Annotated in this window: 6 protein-coding genes; 2 read left to right on the top strand and 4 right to left on the bottom strand. The window is 63.6% G+C overall.

Annotated elements, in window-relative coordinates:
* Positions 1 to 9,720, bottom strand: a complete 9,720-nt coding sequence (locus tag AC3FLX_RS02375; RefSeq protein WP_488693502.1) for a hemagglutinin repeat-containing protein — start codon at positions 9,718 to 9,720, stop codon at positions 1 to 3.
* Between the two features lie 526 nt (positions 9,721 to 10,246).
* On the opposite strand from AC3FLX_RS02375, the gene AC3FLX_RS02370 reads away from it, so the two are divergent.
* The gene (locus tag AC3FLX_RS02370) at positions 10,247 to 10,603 is read left to right on the top strand and encodes a hypothetical protein (protein ID WP_488693500.1); all 357 of its coding nucleotides are present in this window, start codon (positions 10,247 to 10,249) and stop codon (positions 10,601 to 10,603) included.
* 38 nt (positions 10,604 to 10,641) lie between these two features.
* Here AC3FLX_RS02370 and AC3FLX_RS02365 read toward each other — a convergent pair whose 3' ends face one another.
* Entirely contained in the window at positions 10,642 to 11,583 is a 942-nt protein-coding gene (locus tag AC3FLX_RS02365) for a LysR substrate-binding domain-containing protein (protein ID WP_488693498.1), read from the bottom strand.
* Between the two features lie 110 nt (positions 11,584 to 11,693).
* Between AC3FLX_RS02365 and AC3FLX_RS02360 the strand changes: the two genes are divergently transcribed.
* Entirely contained in the window at positions 11,694 to 12,947 is a 1,254-nt protein-coding gene (locus tag AC3FLX_RS02360; protein ID WP_488693496.1) for an MFS transporter, read from the top strand.
* A gap of 128 nt (positions 12,948 to 13,075) precedes the next feature.
* On the opposite strand, the gene AC3FLX_RS02355 is transcribed toward AC3FLX_RS02360, so the two are convergent.
* Together AC3FLX_RS02355 and AC3FLX_RS02350 are read right to left on the bottom strand one after the other, a co-directional pair.
* Positions 13,076 to 16,198: an efflux RND transporter permease subunit gene (locus AC3FLX_RS02355; protein ID WP_488693495.1), complete on the bottom strand. Its 3,123-nt coding sequence runs from the start codon at positions 16,196 to 16,198 to the stop codon at positions 13,076 to 13,078.
* A 13-nt stretch (positions 16,199 to 16,211) separates the two neighbouring features.
* Positions 16,212 to 17,390 (bottom strand): efflux RND transporter periplasmic adaptor subunit, encoded by a 1,179-nt coding sequence (locus tag AC3FLX_RS02350; protein WP_488693493.1) that lies wholly within the window; start codon positions 17,388 to 17,390, stop codon positions 16,212 to 16,214.
* Between the last annotated feature and the right edge of the window lie 23 nt (positions 17,391 to 17,413).

Here is a 17,413-nt window from a genome sequence, read left to right as displayed (position 1 = left end):
TCAGTTAGTTCCGTCTTGCAACTGTTTCAGTGGCCCGCCCGCGCCATGAATGGCCCGGTGCTCGGCAGGTAGGGCAGGCGTAATGTTCCACCATTCCGCTGGGCCAGCATTTGTCACCGGAATGACGTGGTGCGCGTCAGCTTGCCAGATTTCAACACGCCCGTTTCTCTGAACTTCATATGTTGGCCATTTTTGACCGGTTTTCTGTTCCCACTCGAGAATGAGATCATTCTTCTGGCTGTTGAATTCATTGCGCAAAACCTTGTTTTGCTCTGGACTCAAGGTCACAGCGTGATTCGTCGTCCGCATTTCCTGCGCCAGGGCTGCACGCTGCGCTTCATTGAGGCGATAACCAGTCTGCGTTTCGATATCGTCAGCGTATTGCTTGAAGAGGCGGTTTGCGTCATTGATAAGGCCGGCAGCTTTGGTCGAGTCCGCTACTTTATCGGCAGCCAGGAATGCCTTGACCACATCCAACGCGCTGGCACCTGCTCGTTCCAGTATGCCTCCAGCCAAAGGAACCAAACCGACCGAGGCCCAGAATCGGCTGGCCTCTTCCCCGCTCACAGAGCTCTTGCCGGTAATAAGCTGCATGACGGACTCGGCATTGCCCATCACAGGCATAAGCTCAAGCACCGATTGCGTCAGCTTCTCGGATTGCTCTAGCGTCAACTGGGGACGCTTGGAAAGCTCGATGATCGCGTCCAGCGTGGCGGCCTGCTTGTCCAGGTCGCGGAACCCTTTTTGCAGGCAAGCCGAATCGCCACCGCACTGCTGCTGCAGCACAGCGGAAGCAGCTGCCTTGAACTTGGCTACCCGATTGTTGTTGACATAGAGCGCGTTGTTCTCTATCTCAAACGTCGCCGCATTCATCGCGGTCGCAGCGTTTCCTCCCACGGCTCCGGCCACACCCGCCACCAGGCTCTGAATCGCGTTCTCGCGTGCCTGCTTCTGCCCAGCGGTCATGCCTTCTGTCGGACTCAGCAGCGAACCAAGCACTGAGGCCGCTGCCGCCCCCATAGCACCCGTTCCGCAAGCCTGATTGGCAGCGGCCGCCCCGGCGCAGCCCACGATAGCGTGCAATGCTGCGCGCGCAGTCTCCGCTTCAGGCGTGCCCTTACCGAGTGAATCGGCCAGATCCTTTACCTGGCTTGCTGCCAACCCCTGCAAATACCCCACTGCGGCGCTTTGCACGAACTGGGCACTCGACCCGGTTACATTCCCGCTGGCCGCCGCCGTCAAAGCCGTCGCGACGCGGCGATAAGTTCCGCCTTGACCCCATGTCGCAAGATCATCGGCCTGCTGCTGCAGCTCCGCCAGCTTCTCAGGCGAAACGGTCGGGTCCTTGGCGGCAGCGTCCGCCGCCTTCTTGGCCGACTCGGCTTCAGCCGCCCGGTTGTTCAGGAACACCCCAGCTTCACGCTGCAGCGCCCCAACGATCTGGAAGTCCGCCTTGATCTCATTGGCATCGAAGATGGGACTCAGCGAATTCGCGGTGTTCGTCGTGTCCCGATTAACGCTGGCAACGGTGTCGGTAGCGCTCTTTCCAGTGAGCTCCTGTTGCTTGGCGTCGTTGCGAATCGTGATGCTGCCAGCGCTGATTCCGCTTTGCGTCGTGCTGCTTGCACTGCCTGACGCCGCAGCCACCATCGGCGGCGCGGCCGAAAAGCCCTGCCCGCCACCTCCCGTGGTCGGCAAATCGGTGCCGGGCACGGCACCGGAACCCGCAGTGGACGCTTGTCCGCTCTGGTTGACGCCCACCCCCGATTTGCCGCTATTGCCTCCGAACGAAAAACCGCCACCGATCCCGATGCTGCTGGCGCTGTAGTGAGCGTGATTTTCGATGTTACTGACGGTCAGCGTATCGGTCGACAGACTGTTCTTGTCCGCGCTGCCCCCCGCAATGACCGCGCCCTTCAGGTCCGTATTGCCCTTGACGTCCACCTGGTAGCCACCAGTACCGGCCCGGATCGCAGACTGCTCGCCGACGCTGGCGAAGTCGCTGTCCATCTTCTGCTGGCTGATGCTGGCACTCCCCGAAAAACCAATGCCCGCCGTCACGCTTCCGCTGGCCGACTGGTCTTTGCTGTGATAAGTGCTGGTGTCCTGCAGGCTCTCCAGGTTCAGATTGCCACCGACGTTCGCCACCACCTGATTGCCAGACGCCACCGCGCCTCGGATATTGGTGTCGCCGCCGGATTCGATCGTAAGCGTGTTACCTGCCGTCGCATGACTGTTCGTCCATGTCACATCGTTTCCGTCGGCATTGCCTCGGGCCGCCGACGCGTTGGCCGTGACGCCAATGGCCGCACCTTGGGAACCATAGCTGATTGCAAGTCCAATACCACCAGACACACTCTTGCTGCTACTGTGCTGATCAGCCGTATTGGCCGCAGCCTGCAGGTTGACCGCATTGTCGGCCTTCAGCAGTAGGTCATTGCCGGCCTTGAGATCGCTGCCCACGACATTGATGTTGCTGTTCTGACCGTCACCAGTCGCCCGGATGCTGACATTGCCGCCCGCGTTGACCTGGCTGCCAACTGCCGTCGTGCTGCTCTGCGTCTGCGTACTGTCGCTCTTCGAGCCGCCCACCGTGATACTTAGCGTGATGCCGCCTGCCGCTTGTGGGTCCTTACTCACTGCGTCGTAAGCGTTCTTACCCGCCAAACCCGTAGCTGCTCCAGCGAGCGCCTTCATGCGCGGGTCGCTGGTCTGGCTTTGCGCCTGAGCCATTTGGGTCGCCGTCTGCACAGCGGCAAGGATCGGGTTGGAAACGGCAATAGTCAGGCCGCTCTGCTTGAAGTGCGTTTCCTGATTGGACTGCCACGAGTCCATCGCGGCAGCAATATCGACCGACTTGGCTCGAATATCGATGTCGCCTTGTAGCGCCGTGACAGTACTGCCCGTCTGCGAATAGCCTTCGCCCGCGCTCAGACTGACGTTACCGCCAACGCTGCCGACCACCGAGCCGGTGTGCGTCGTGGACTGCTGGGTCTGAGTCTGATTGACTTGCTGTTTGCCGAAGGTCACCGACGCGCCGCCGCCAGAGAACATGCCGGACGTGCGGGTCTCCTGCGACGTAGTGCTGGAAGCGGTGTTTTCCGCAGCGCCGATGACAAGATTGCGGTCAGCGTGCAAGGCGACGTCGCCGCTACCGGCAACGTTGGATCCCATCACGGTGAGGTCGCGCCCAGCACTGGCTGTGACACTGTCGGCCGACACCAGCGAGCCGACTGCAACCGTTTGTTGCTGACTGCTTTGCGTAGTGGTCTGCTTTTTCGACAGGAACCCAGACTCACTCGACTTCGACCAGCTATCCGAGGTGTGCTGTTCCGTAACGGTGCCGATTGTGACGTCCCCGGACGCCGCAAGCTTGGCCGCCCCCCCGCCGCCATTCTCGCCACCCGTTGTGACCGACGAAGCCAGGATTGAAAGGTTGCCTTTTCCGTCGTTCTCCGTGGGCACCGGCGCAATGCCATTCGCCTGCAGAATAGAAGCCGCCGCCGTCTGGCCAGCGCCGAGCACGACGTTATCGCCTGCGCGTACGGAACTACTCCGCGCGCCTTCGTCATACCCAGACTGCGTAAACTGCGACGCCTTGTTGCTGAACGCGCCTGCCTCTTGCGTGCGCGAGTCCATCGCAGCCGTCACCGTGGTGTTGCGCCCCGCAACGAGTGCGGCGTCGCCTCCGGCGTCGATCGCGGATCCTGTCAAGGTCACGTCCCGGCCGGCGACGGCTGTCACGCTGCCACCAGCTTGCACGGTGCTGCCCTGGTTGATGACCGTCCGATCACGCAAATAGTCCTGCCCACCATGCGCCGTCGCATCCTGCGTCGTGCCCGTCACGATAGTGCCGAGGTTGATATCCCGCCCCGCGGCCAGCAACGCATTGCTCCCGGCATTGACCCCCGCGCCCACCATGCTGATGTCACGCCCGGCCAGCACAGCCACGTTGTTCGTCCCCGAGATCGACGCCGCCGCGCCAACCCCGGTGGCGCTCGCACTATTGCCGTTGGCCAGTGTGGTGGTATTGGTGATCGTCTGCGATTCGTTGATGACATCTCGCCCGGCGGATACCACCACATCCTGCCCGCCAATACGGCCGCCAAGATTGCGCACATCCTGCGTGGCGCTTACAACGGTCGTACCTGTTCCACCGATGCTGCCCCGGTTGACAATATTGCCGCCCACTACCTGCGTGGCGATGTCCCCAACGATCGCGCCGCTGTTCTCCACGTTGCCGGTGGCGCTAATCGCCACGGATTTGCCGGCGACGAGTGCGCCCGTGGCGTTCAGGTCCACGCCATTGCCTTGCGCCAGATAGACCTTGGGCACCAGTACCGATTGCGTCGTGCCATCGGGCAACGTCACATCCTGCGACACCATCCACACCATATCGGTGGTGAGCTGGCGCATCTGCTCGTCGGTCAAACCCACGCCAGGCGTGAGATCAAACGTCTTGGCATAGGTGACGCCGTTGTTCATCAGCGCCTTGTATTCCTCCAACTGGTCGGTGTAGCCGGTCAGGAACGTCTTGCCCGTCAGTTGCGTGATCTGATCGCGGACCAGTTTCTCTTCATAGAATCCATCGCCCAGGCGCTTCTGTGTCTTCTGTGGATCCAGGCCCAGCGCGTTGAGCATGTAGTCGCTGGAGATGAAGTTGGTGTACTGCGTGAAGCGCGGGTCCGTGGCGACGAGGTAGGTATCGCCCGGCGCGGTACGGATACGGTACAAGCCGTTGGTCGGCAGCTTGAGGTTTGGAATGCCACCCTGGGCCGTGCCCAGCGTCTGCACGGCAGCCGCGACCGCGCCGCTGCCATTCGCGTTGACGGCAGCGGCCGCACCGGCGGCGCCCGATGCACCCGCCAGTTGGGTGCCGCTGGCACCGCCACCTGCCACGCTGCTACCGGTAACTGCTGCACCGACTGTGTTCACCGAGGCCACTGTCACGTTCTGGGCCGTGGTCTGCACTGCCTGATTGGCTGTTGCGATGGCCGGCAGCGCGGCCGTCGTGGTCGGTGCCTGTGGCGCATCCGGGAATGCCACGACCTGCCATTCCTGGCTGCCGCCTGTGCGCTGATGCCAATAGAACGTGGAGGCATCTTGCGTGGTGACGGTTTGCTGCAGCACCGTGCCCACATCCTGAATCGTGCCGTTTGCCGCTACCCGCACCAGGCTGCCTCCGGCTGCCATTGTCGAGGACTGGTTCAGGATGTTGCCGTTGTTGCTATTGATGCGGATATTTCCCGCCGCCTGAATCCTCGCCGCGTCGGTAGCGCTCACGAGCTGGTCAGTGGCCGTCATCGTGACGGTCGTGCGTGAGATCTCGTTGAAGTCGTGACCGAAGTTTGCCTGACGGACTTCATCCGGCCGGATATGGATGTTCGGGTCCCAGTCCGGCCAGAAGGTGATGCTGTAGGTCGAGCCGTTGTCCTGGATCGACTGATAGTACTGGGTAGGTCGGGTGGCAATTGGCCGCGTGCAGATGCCGGTGTCGATGTCGCAGTTTGGTCCCGGCAACAGACCGCCGTATTCCTCGATCGGCGATTGGGTGAAGGACAGCGTCTGGTTGCTGGTGTTGAGGTTCGCCACCGTCGACTTGTCCACCGTCACCGTGATGGGTGCGCGCAACGCATTGGTTTGCGGCGTGCTGATTGGCGCATTCGACGTACTCCAGACCCAGCCCGGAAAGGTCAGGCTGACGTGAACGTTCAGGTCGGCACCGGACAGCCCGGCCTGCCAAAGCGTGAGCGTCTTTACAGCGGTCTGCACCGGCGTTCCAGCCGTCGTCACAATGCTCGTGCGTGTATTGCTGACCTGATTGGCCGCGATGTCGATGTCCCCATCGGCCTCGATCGTGGACGATCGGTTGATCAGCGTATTCACCTGATTGGCAAGCAGCCCGGTGCTGGCATCGCGCGTACCATCGCGGGCAATCTGCAGGTTGCCCGCGCTGTAGAGGGTGCCGCCCTCCAGGTTCTGCACCGAGTTGCCGGCGTAGAGGTTCAGGTTCCGGACCGCCGCCATGAGCGCCGACGGCCCGTTGTTGACGATATCGGTCCCTTGCACCTGGACATTGTTGCCGATGACGGTGCCCGTGTTGATCACCGTCGGACCAGCGACTCGAACCGTGTCGCCCTCGATGCGCCCGGCATTCGAGAGGGCGTTACCGGCCGTGACAGTCGTGTCGGACGAATTGATGTCCGCCGCGGCCCCGTTGACCACATTGGCACCAGAGACCGTCAGCGCACCAGCGGTTGCCAGGGTTCCCGTATTGGTGAGCGTGCCGGTGGCCGTCACCTGCATGTTCCCGTTCGCCCGCAGCAGATTGGACGCGTCGTTGGTGTAGTCCCCGACCACGTTCAGCGCGAGATTGCGTCCGGCAATCATGGTCCCACTACCGGACACGATGCCAGCCACTGCAACGTCCTGGTTCGCCTTGACCGCACCCGCCAGATTGGACAAGCTCGCCACACTGAGCTTGACGTCGGTGCCACCCAGCACCTGGCCGGCGGCATTGTTGAGCGTTGCACCCGCCTGGTTGAGCGTCAGGCTCTGGCCGTACAGCATGCCACCGCGATTGTCGATTTGCGACCTGACTTTCAGGTCCAGTGCGCCGCCAGCTACCACCTGGCCACCCGCCATGCCATTCGTATTGTTCGCAAGCGTCTGCGCCGCGACAGCGACGTCACCGTTACCGCCCACTTTGCCGGCCGTGTTCGTCAGTGCGTTGGTTGCCGTGACTGTCGTCGCGCCATCACCCGCATTGACGAGCGATCCACGGGTGTTGTCGATGCTCGTTGCTGCAACCGTTGCGGTGCCATGCGCACCGTTCGCGGCCAAGGTGCCGTCCTGGTTCAGCACGGCTCCAGTCGCCGAAACGGACAGATCACCGCCGGTCTGCGCAGAGCCGGCGGAATTGTCCACGGTGCCACCGCTGGCCAGTATCAGGCCCGCGTTCCCATAGACGCTGCCTTGCCGATTCGACAGGTTGCCACCGGCGATGACCGTGGCCTTGCCCTGTGCGGATACCGTGCCCCGGCTGTTGTCCAACGTGGTGGCTTGCGCCTGGAGGTCACCGTTGGTCTGGATGGCGCCGCCGGTGTTGGTGAGCGCTCCCTGGCTTGTCACTGACAGGCTACCCATGCCGGCATGGGAGACCTGGCCGCTGTCGTTAGCTATCGTGCCGGCGTCGACGGTCAGACTTGCGCCGTTCGCCGCGATGGTGCCGCCCGTGTTGTCGAGCTTGCCGCCTGCCAGGACGCTGGTGTCATCCTGACCGTACTGCTTGATCGTGCCACCCCGGTTGGACAGATCTCCCGTGGTCGCAACGTTGACGCGATCGCCATCGAGCCGCCCGCCAGCGTTATCCAGCGACGCAGCGTTCAATGTCGTGGCCGCCGCGGAGATCGTGCCGCCACGATTGCTCGCCGCCCCCGTGCTCGCTATTTGCAGCGCGCCGCTGGCGGTCAGATTGCCGCCATCGTTGACGATGGTCTGCGCGTTGACGGTCGCATCACCGCGCGCGGTGATCGTTCCCTGATTGGTGAGGGTGGTTCCCGCATCCAGCGTCAGCGCACCGTTGCCCCCGATCAGGCCGGTTGCGCCAGTTGCGTCCTTGGCATTCCGTATCTCTTGCTGCGCGCTGACATGCGTCAGGCCGTCGCCAGCGTTGGCGATACGGCCACCGGTGTTGTCGATGCCAGCGGCGGACACGGACAATGCACCATGCGCGCCCGCAGTCTCGATACGGCCGCCGGCGTTAGTCAGGGTGCCATCGGCCTGCAATACGAGCGCGTCGCCCGAGTGCAAGGTGCCATTGGCGTTGTCCAGTGCGCCTTGCACGTCGAGCGCCAACGCCTTCTGCGCCGAGACTGTGCCGCCGGCGCCATCAAGCGAGCCCAGCTTTGCGATGAGACCGCCGTTGGTCTGGATGACACCGCCCGCGTTGCCGGTCCGGCCCTGGCTTGCCAACGATAGCGTACCGGTGCCCGCATGTGACACCTGCCCACCATCGTTGACCAGGCTGGCGCCTTCGACCGTCAGGCTCTGACCATTGGCGGCGATGGTTCCACCGGTGTTATCCAGCTTGCCACCGGCGATGATGGTGGTATCGCCCCGCCCCACCTGCTTCAGGGTGCCCCCCTGATTGTTCAGGTCGCCCGTGGTCCGGATGGCAAGCTCGCCACCCTCGATCTGGGCGCCGCGGTTGGACAAACTACCCACCGTCAGGTTGGCGCCCGCCCCACTCGACATCTGGCCCCGATCATTGCTCAGCGCGCCCCGGGCATTGACCAGCAAAGCAGCCCCCGCCGTCGTGGTCGCGCCTGTCAGGTCCAGGCCGCCTGCGCTTGCCGAAAGACTGAGATTGCCATTTGTCGCGGTCTGACTGCCCGCCATGCTGATGCTCTCGCCCTGGATCACCGCATTGCCACTGGCCAGATTCCGGCCGGTTGCGGATATTGCCCCGGTTGAGGTCACCGTCAGATCAGCGCCACCGACCGGGATGCCGTCCGGACTCAAACCCGCCGCCAGCGTGCCCGTCGAAGCCACGCTCTGCGCATTCACGCTGAGCGACTGCTGCGCCGCCAAGGTTCCGCTGTTGTTCAACGTGGCATCGGTGTGAACGCCGACCGCGCCGACGGCGTAGGTCGTGCCGCTGTTGTCGATGCCGTCCCGTGCCGAGACAGCGAGATTGGCGCTGGCATTCGTCTGCCCGGCAAGGACGAGCTTGCCCTGCGAGGTCAGCGTCATATCGCCCGCCTGCGCGGCCATCACACCGCGCAGCGACACGCCCACGCCATGTTCCGTCGACGCCAGCAGGATCTTGTTGGCGTACATGCCGCCGAGCTGGCTTACGTCGATGCCGGTCGCCGGAGCCGCACCGGTACCCGCGATGGCCGTGGCATCGAGCGAGTTGTAGTCCACCTGATTTGCGCCGGCCACCACATTGAGCCGGTTCGCGTAGACGGCCGCATTGGCCTTTACCGCACGCGCGATCAAGTCCACCTGGTCGACGCCGGCCGCGTTCAACCCTGCACCCTCGATGCTGATTTGACCGCCGGATACACGGAACGCATCCAGGCTTCCGCTGCCGCCATAGACCGGCAAACCCGTGGTCAGCGTGGCACGGCTCGTGTTGATGAAGCCCGCGCCATCCACCAGGATGCCGTTCGGATTGGCCACGATCACTTCCGCACGCTGCCCGGCCACCTCCAGGTAGCCGCGCAACTGGCTGGGCGACATGCTGTTGACCTGGTTGACGATGATCCGCGCGGATCCACCGGGCAGCAGGTTCGGGTTGCCGTTGATGTAGCCCGCCTGCTGGGTGTTGGTGATGACTGGCGAGTTGTTGAGGATCGCGCCGGCCTTGTTGACGTCGAACTGGGTGTAGTGGTTGGTGGACACCCCGGCAGCGGACGGCCGCGTGATATTGACTTGCGGCAGGCCATTCGGCGTGGAGATCACGGTGGGCCGGTTGGCGCCCGAATTCGGGTCGGCCACGATCTGGGCGCCAGCCACCATCGGCAAGCCCATGCATGCCCAGACCGCCAACCGGATAGCGGGCACGCCGAACCATGTTGAACCGGAAAGTCTTCCGCCCGCGCTGCCGCGCTCGCCAACGGACTTGCCCCCGGCATGACCCGAGGCCGTCTCCGCCACGGCCATCAACATGGAACGTGTGCGGTTGAAAACAATGCGATAGCAAAGGCGATTCATCGTGACCCGTGGCTCCGGCATAGATGCGGCTTTCTGCTTCTATGCACTGCAACCACAGGCTCTTTAAGCCCAATGTCTGCCTAACGCATACAACGCCGCTTGTAACCAGATGTAAATGACCAGAAACGGGGCGGAGAGTAAAGCATGCGCTCGCGGGCTGAAAAGCCCTGCTTCGGGAGGATTTTGAGAAAAATCCAGCACAGATTTCCTACGCCGACAATGGAGGTCTGCCCGCAAAGTCACACCCGGTAAGGCGATCCCCCAGGCACCCGGCGCCAAATGTAGATACAGGTTGCTCCGATATGTCCGATATGAAACTTTTTGAATTCAGAGTTAAGTGCAACGCACACGCAACAGATTCGCGGCGGGAGCTTTCACGAGGACGCAAATTTACAAAGACCGGTAAGGTGCGGCGGCATATACCCAGGCGTCCAGGGCTAGCGAGCCGAGGTTGCGCCATGCGGCTAATCTGGTACGGAACATGCGCGGCCACATATCCCGACCCGCATCCACCCAGGAGACTGTCATGGACCCGCTCGATCCCAACAACATCAATCCGCCAACTCCACAGCAGAAGCTGCAGGCAGACACCCGGCAACTGGCTCAGGACCTGGACGATCTGCTGGCCCAGCTACCGAACCTGACAGGCGAGGCCATCGGATCGGCCAAGCAGAAGTTTCTGTCGAAAGCCGCGCAGGGTTCCGACAAGCTGGCGTCGATCAAGGCGTCGATGAGCGACAGCGTGTCGCGCGGACAGGAATGCGTGACCGAGTACACGCACCGCGAACCCATCAAGGCGCTTGGCATGGCCCTGGGCCTTGGTGTGCTGTTAGGCGCGCTGCTGTGCCGGCCGACACGGCATGGCGATCGCTATGACAACTAACAACTGATCACTAACGTCCGGCGATAACCGGCGGCGAGTCAGGCCGCCGCCATATCCTGCCGGGACGCGGCGCCTAGCGATGCGCGCAGGATGTCGGCCAATCGCTCGACTTCCGGCGGCATGGTGGCGGCGGCGCGCACCATCGCGAGCGACATCGACGGCAGCGCGGGCAATCCGGATTCCCCGGCCGGCAGCGCGCGTACGCCCGCGGGCAATCCGTAGCGCGAGCGCACGGTCAAACCCAGCCCGGCTGCGGCGGCGGCCCACAAGCCGCCAAGATTCGGACTCGAAAACGTGACCCGCCACGGAATGCCGGCTCGGTCCAGCGCGGCCGTCGCGGCCGATTGAAACTGGCACGGCCGGTCGAAGGCCACCAGCGGCAGCGGCTCGCCATCGGCGGGTTCCCATCGCTCGGAGGCGGAGCCGACCCAGCACATCGGCACTTCGCCGAGGCGCTCGACATGCCGATGCCCCATGCCGTATCCGGAGATTTCGTCCGACACGGCCGGATGCATGTCCGCCCATACCAGCGCCAGGTCGCAACGGCCCGCGTCGATACGCTCCAGCAGATCGGCATTGCGTGACACCACCGCTTCGATGCGCACCTTGGGATGCGCACGCGCAAAGCGCCCCAGCACGTCGGGCAGCAGCCCTTCGCCAAATTCCTCCTGCAGTCCCAGCCGGATGCCGCCTGACAGGTCCGTACCACGCACCGCGGTCACGGCTTCATCGTTCAACGCCACCATCCGGCGCGCATAGCCGAGCATCGCCTCACCCGCGGCCGTCAGCGCCAGTCCGCGCCCCTCTTTGCGGAACAACGGCGTGCCGGCCTGCTCTTCGAGCTTCCTGATCTGGGCGCTGATGGCCGACGTGGAGCGGCCTACGCGATCCGCCGCACGCGCAAAACTGCCGAGTTCGATACCCGTCAGCAGGCTGCGCAACGCAGCCAGGTCGAGATTGGTCCGTGACATCGCAACCATCCTGTTTTATCGAACGATATTCGTAATATTTTCTGATTTTCAGGATGAATTCTCGGTGACAGACTGGCTCACGTCAAATCGCTCGATCGCTACTGGATCACCTGTCACCCATGACCTCGCACACCTTGCCTGTTCCTTCAGACGCCGCCCGGCGGCTGGCACCTTCCCATCGTTGGAAAGTTCTGGGCGTTGGCGTGGCGGCCAATGCCAGCGTTCTGGCCGCCGTCAGCGGCCTTCCCACCACGGCCGTCTGGATGCGCACCGGTTATCACCTGGATACCGTTCAGGTCGGATTCGCCGTCGGCGCGATTGGTCTGGGCACGGCGCTGTCCGAGTTGCCCTGGGGACTGGCCGCCGACCGTTGGGGCGACCGGCCCGTACTGCTCGGCGGACTGGTGGCCACCAGTGCGGCACTGCTTGCGATGACGCTCTGGTTAGCGCCCACTGCCGGGCATATCCCCGCGCTATCGTGGCTGATCCTGGCCATGACACTGGTCGGACTGGTCGGAGGCAGCGTGAACGGTGCCAGTGGCCGCGCGGTGATGCGCTGGTTCCACGAAGGTGAGCGCGGACTTGCGATGAGCATCCGCCAGACCGCCGTGCCGCTCGGTGGCGGCATTGGTGCGCTGACGTTGCCGTGGCTCGCGTCGACGTTTGGCTTCGCCTGGGCCTATGGCTGGGTGGCGCTGCTTTGCGGTATCTCGGCCGCGCTGACCTGGCATTGGCTCCACGAGCCACCCGACTTTCATGCCAGCGCCGCCGCCCGGCAACGCAGCCCGAATCCGCTGCGACGGGCCGACATCTGGCGCATCGTCTTTGCCATCGGGCTGCTCTGCGTGCCGCAGTTCGCGGTACTGACCTTTGCGTCGATCTTCCTGCACGACTACGCGCATGCCGGCCTTGGCGTGATCACCGCCACACTGGTCACGATCCAGGCGGGCGCGATGATCACGCGAGTATGGAGCGGCCGCTGGACCGACCGTCGTGGCAACCGTCGCGCCTACCTGCGCGGCTGCACGCTGCTGACCGTGGCGGCATTCCTGGTGCTGGCAGCCTGCGTCCACGGCAGCGCAACGAGTCCGGCGCTGATGACCCTGCTGCCCGCCGTGCTTGCCGCGGCCGGGATTGCGGTATCCGCGTGGCACGGCGTGGGATACACCGAGCTGGCAGCCGTGGCCGGCGCGGATCGCGCGGGCACCGCGCTGGGCATGGTCAACACCGTGGTCTTCTTCGGCTTCTTCCTGACGCCGCTTGCCCTGCCGCAGTGGCTGGCACTCACATCGTGGCCGGTGGTGTGGGCCACGACGGCCGTGGTGGCCCTGTGCGTCTGGCCGTTGTTTCCCCGGCCGCAGTCCACGGTATGAAAGAAGGTCCGTATTCCATCCGCGCACGCATCCGCGCACACCGGCGGCCCTGACTCTCCGGCTGCCGGCCTCCCAAATGAAAAAAGCCGGGGCAACCCCGGCTTTCCTCATCACATCGTCCGTCCGACTCAGCTCGCCATCGAATCGTTGAGGCGGCTTCCATTGTTGGACTCGCCTTCCTCATCCGGCCAGCTGCGGCCCACCATCCACTCGTAGAGCGTAGGCAGCACGATCAGCGTCAGCAGCGTGGCCGTGATCAGGCCGCCGATGATGACGATGGCCAGCGGGCGTTGCGTTTCCGAGCCGATGGCCCGCGAGATGGCCATCGGGAACAGACCCAGCATGGCCAGCATGGCAGTCATCAGCACCGTGCGCAGACGATCCATCGAACCGGTCAGCACGGCCTGGCGCACGGGCATGCCTTCCTGACGGAGCTGGTTGAAGTACGTCACCATCACCACGCCGTTCAGCACCGCTTGCCCGAACAGCGCGATAAAGCCGATGGCCGCCGACACCGACAGCGGAATGCCCGTCAGGAACAGCGCAAACACGCCACCAATCAACGCGAACGGAATGTTCGAGATGATCAGCGCCGCGCTCTTGAACGACTGGAACGCGTTGAACAGCAGCAGGAAAATCACCAGCACCGACAGCGGCACCACGATCGACAGCCGTGCCATTGCACGTTCCTGGTTCTCGAATTCGCCAGACCAGCTGATCTTCACATCCTCGGCGTTGACGTTCTTCTTGACCAGCGCCTGCATGTCCTTCACCACGCTGCCCATGTCGCGGTCATGGATGAAGATGCCGATCGACGTCGTACGCTGGCCGTTTTCACGGCTGATGTTCATCGCACCCGATGCGGCACGGAACGTCACCAGCTGCGACAGCGGCACCTGCGCGCCGTCGGCGGTCTGCATGAAGATGTTCGGCAGGTTCGGCAGCTCGCGCTCGCCCGGCTTCAGGCGCACCACCACGCTGAAGTGCTTTTCGCCCTCCCACAGCTCCGTGGCGGCCTTGCCAGCCAGCGCGCTTTCCATCAGGTCCTGCACATCGGCCACGTTGATGCCGTAGCGCGCGGCCTGGGCACGGTCGAACTCCAGCACGTACTGCGGCAGCTCGCCATCGCGGTCGATGAACGCGCGCATCACGCCCTTGACCGACTGCACGTTGGCCAGGATCTGGTCAGCCACCTTCTTGTTGTGCTCAAGGCTGTCGCTCTGCACCTTGATCACGATCTGACCCTTGATCTGGGAGATGCTCTCCAGAATGTTGTCGCGCACCGGTTGCGAGAAATTCGGTTCGATACCCGGCAGCTGGCGCAGGTTGCGGTTGATCTCCTCGATGATCTTGCGCTTGTCGAAGCCCGCGCGCCATTGCTTGTCGCTCTTCAGGTCGACCAGAATTTCCACGGTGTTGATCAGCTTCGGATCGGTGCCGTCGTCGGGGCGGCCCACCTTCGAAATCGTGGTGTTCACTTCCGGCGTCTTGCGAATCACGCTGCGCAGAATGCGCGCCTGTTCGCGTGCCTCGTCGAGCGAAACCGATGCCGGCAGGTCAAAGCTGACCCACATCGACCCTTCGTCCAGTTCCGGCAGGAACTCGCTGCCCAGGAACTTGCCCACACCCACGGTCACCACCAGCAGGCCCAGCGCCACGGCCACAACCTTCTTCTTGTTGTCGAGCGCCCAGGCCAGCATCGGCTCGTAAATGCGCTTGCAATAGCGCACCACGAAATTGTCTTCGTGAGCGATGTTCTTCGTGAGCAGCAGGTGGCACAGCAGCGGTACCACGGTCAGCGACAGGATCAGCGATCCGATCAGCGCGCCCGTCACTGTATAGGCCATCGGCGCAAAGATCTTGCCCTCGTGGCGTTGCAACGTGAAGATCGGAATGTGCGCGGCGATGATGATGACCATCGAGAACACGGTCGGACGGCCCACCTCGGTGGTGGCCTGCAGAATCGCATAAAGCCGCGCGCGGCTGTCCTTGATCTGCTGCTCTTTCAGCTCGCCCAGCCGCTTGAAGATGTTCTCGACGACGATCACCGCGCCGTCGACGATAATCCCGAAGTCCATCGCGCCCAGCGACAGCAGGTTGGCCGGAATGCCCACCCACGTCAGGCCGATGAACGTCGACAGCAGCGACAGCGGAATCACCAGCGCCACGATAGCCGCCGCCCGCACGTTGGCCAGGAACAGGTAGAGCACGGCCAGCACCAGCAGCGCGCCTTCCACCAGGTTGCCGAACACCGTATGCAGCGTCTTGTCGATCAGCGTGGAACGGTCGTAGTACGGCACGATCTTCACGCCCTTGGGCAGAATCTGCGTATCGAGCAGTTCGATCTTCTGCTTGAGCGCCTCCAGCACCACCGACGGGTTCTCGCCCTTGCGCATCACCACGATGCCGGACACGATGTCATCCTCGTTGTCCTGGCCCATCAGGCCCTGCGGCGGCGCCGATCCCACCTTCACCTCGGCGATATCCTTTACCAGGATCGGCGTACCGTTGTTCTCCGCCACCACCACGTTGGCGATGTCCGCCGACGAACGGAAGCTGCCCAGCGAGCGCAGCAGGTATTGCTGACGGCCGTGGGCCACCGCGCCGCCGCCGGCATTCGAGTTGCCGCGTTGCAGTGCCGTGAACAGCTGCGACAGCGAAATCTTGGCATCGCGCATGCGGCCCAGATTCGGGTTCACCTCATACTGCTTGATCGAACCGCCAATCGTCACCAGATCCGCCACGCCCGGCACCTGGCGCAGGTTCTTTTCCACCACCCAGTCCTGCAGCGTGCGGAGTTCCTGTGCCGTATAACCCTTGCCGGTCAGACGGAAGCGGAAGATTTCGCCGATGGCCGTGGATAGCGGCGCCAGTTCCGGCTGCACGCCGTCGGGCAGGTCCACGCTACGCAGGCGCTCGATGATCTGCTGACGCGCGTTGACGTCGGTGGCCTTGTCGTTGAAGGTCACCATCATGAACGACAGGCCGAACTGGGTGTGCGAGAACACGCGCACCGAGTTGGGCGTGCCGGCCAGCGCCGTTTCGATCGGAATCGTGACCTGGCGCTCCACTTCCTCGGCCGCGCGGCCCGGGTACAACGTGATGATGTTGACCTGGATGTCAGAGACATCCGGGAACGCCTCGATCGGCAGGTTTTTGAAAGCGGCCAGGCCGCCCGCGATAAAGATGATCAGGCCGAGCCAGACAAACAGCTTCTGGTGCAGCGCGAAATGAACAATGCGCGAAATCATCTGGCCGCCATCCTTATTGCTTGGCGGACGCACGCGCGGCATTCACCGCGGTGGCATCGCGCAGGATGTCTTGCAGATAGAGATTGCCGTCCGTGATCACCACATCGCCGGCCTTCAGGCCCGACACCGCCTCGGTGATGCCCGGCATCGACACGCCGAGCTTGACCTCGCGGCGTTCGAAAACGAATGGCGTGGCCGACGTCCGCACAAACACGTAGTTCTTGTTGTCCGCCAGGAACACCGCCTTCGACGGCACCGAAATCCCCTGGAACGACGCGGCCTGCAGCTTGGCCGTGACATACATCTCGGCCTTCAGGCGGCGATCGGCATTGGGCACCGCCAGGCGCACCTTCACGCTGCGCGATGCCGGATCGACGTAGTCGGCAATCTTGATCACGGTGCCGGTGAACGTTTCACCCGGATACGCCGCGCTGGAAAGCTGCACGTTGATGCCTGGCTTGAACAGGCCAAGGTCCGCCTCGGCGGCATCGAGCTGCGCCCAGAGCGTGGACGGGTCCGTAATCAGGAACAGCGGTGCGTTGGGTTGCTGGTCCGGGCGAACTTCCATGCCCGTGTTGATATTGCGCTCGACGACCAGACCCTCGATCGGGCTGCGCAGTGCAAAGCGCTGGTTCACCGCATCGCCGCCGCCGGCGCCGTACATGTGCAGCGCGGCCTGCGTGCGTGCCAGGTCGGCAGCGGCGCGGGCGTTGTCCGCCTGGGCCTGCTCCAGATCCTTCTGCGCAATCACGCCGGCCTGGTAAAGCTCGCGCTGGCGTGCCAGGGACTTGGCCGCCACCGCGCTATCGGCGGCGGACTTGCGGGCATCGGCCTGGGCCACGCCGTAGTCGGGCGATGTCAGCATCGCCAGCGGCTGGCCCGCCTTCACGGTGGTGCCCGGCTGCACAAGGACGTCCATTACCCGGCCGACGAACGGCGTAGCCACGCGCACGGTCTTGTCCTCGTTCCAGACCAGCCGCCCCGGCATGCTCAGCATGCGGTCGCCGCCACTCTGCACGGGCTGGCCGATCACGCCCGGCAGCGCCTTCACGTTGGCCGGATAGGTGATGGTCTGTCCGGTGATCTTCGGATCATCATCATTGTCCGGAACTTCCTTCTTGCCGCAGCCGGCCAGCACCAGCGCGCACAGCGACACGACGGCAGCCATCCGCACGGCACCGGTGCGGGTCATTCGATTGTCACCGGAGAAAAACG

The sequence above is a fragment of the Cupriavidus sp. 291-E7 genome (assembly GCF_057798835.1).
This window is presented reverse-complemented; position numbering and strand designations above follow the sequence as displayed.

Coding starts and splice junctions, on each gene's coding strand:
- AC3FLX_RS02370 (WP_488693500.1), top strand. CDS start 10,247: ATGGACCCGCTCGATCCCAACAACATCAATCCGCCAACTCCACAGCAG.
- AC3FLX_RS02360 (WP_488693496.1), top strand. CDS start 11,694: ATGACCTCGCACACCTTGCCTGTTCCTTCAGACGCCGCCCGGCGGCTG.
- AC3FLX_RS02350 (WP_488693493.1), bottom strand. CDS start 17,390: ATGACCCGCACCGGTGCCGTGCGGATGGCTGCCGTCGTGTCGCTGTGC.
- AC3FLX_RS02355 (WP_488693495.1), bottom strand. CDS start 16,198: ATGATTTCGCGCATTGTTCATTTCGCGCTGCACCAGAAGCTGTTTGTC.
- AC3FLX_RS02365 (WP_488693498.1), bottom strand. CDS start 11,583: ATGGTTGCGATGTCACGGACCAATCTCGACCTGGCTGCGTTGCGCAGC.
- AC3FLX_RS02375 (WP_488693502.1), bottom strand. CDS start 9,720: ATGAATCGCCTTTGCTATCGCATTGTTTTCAACCGCACACGTTCCATG.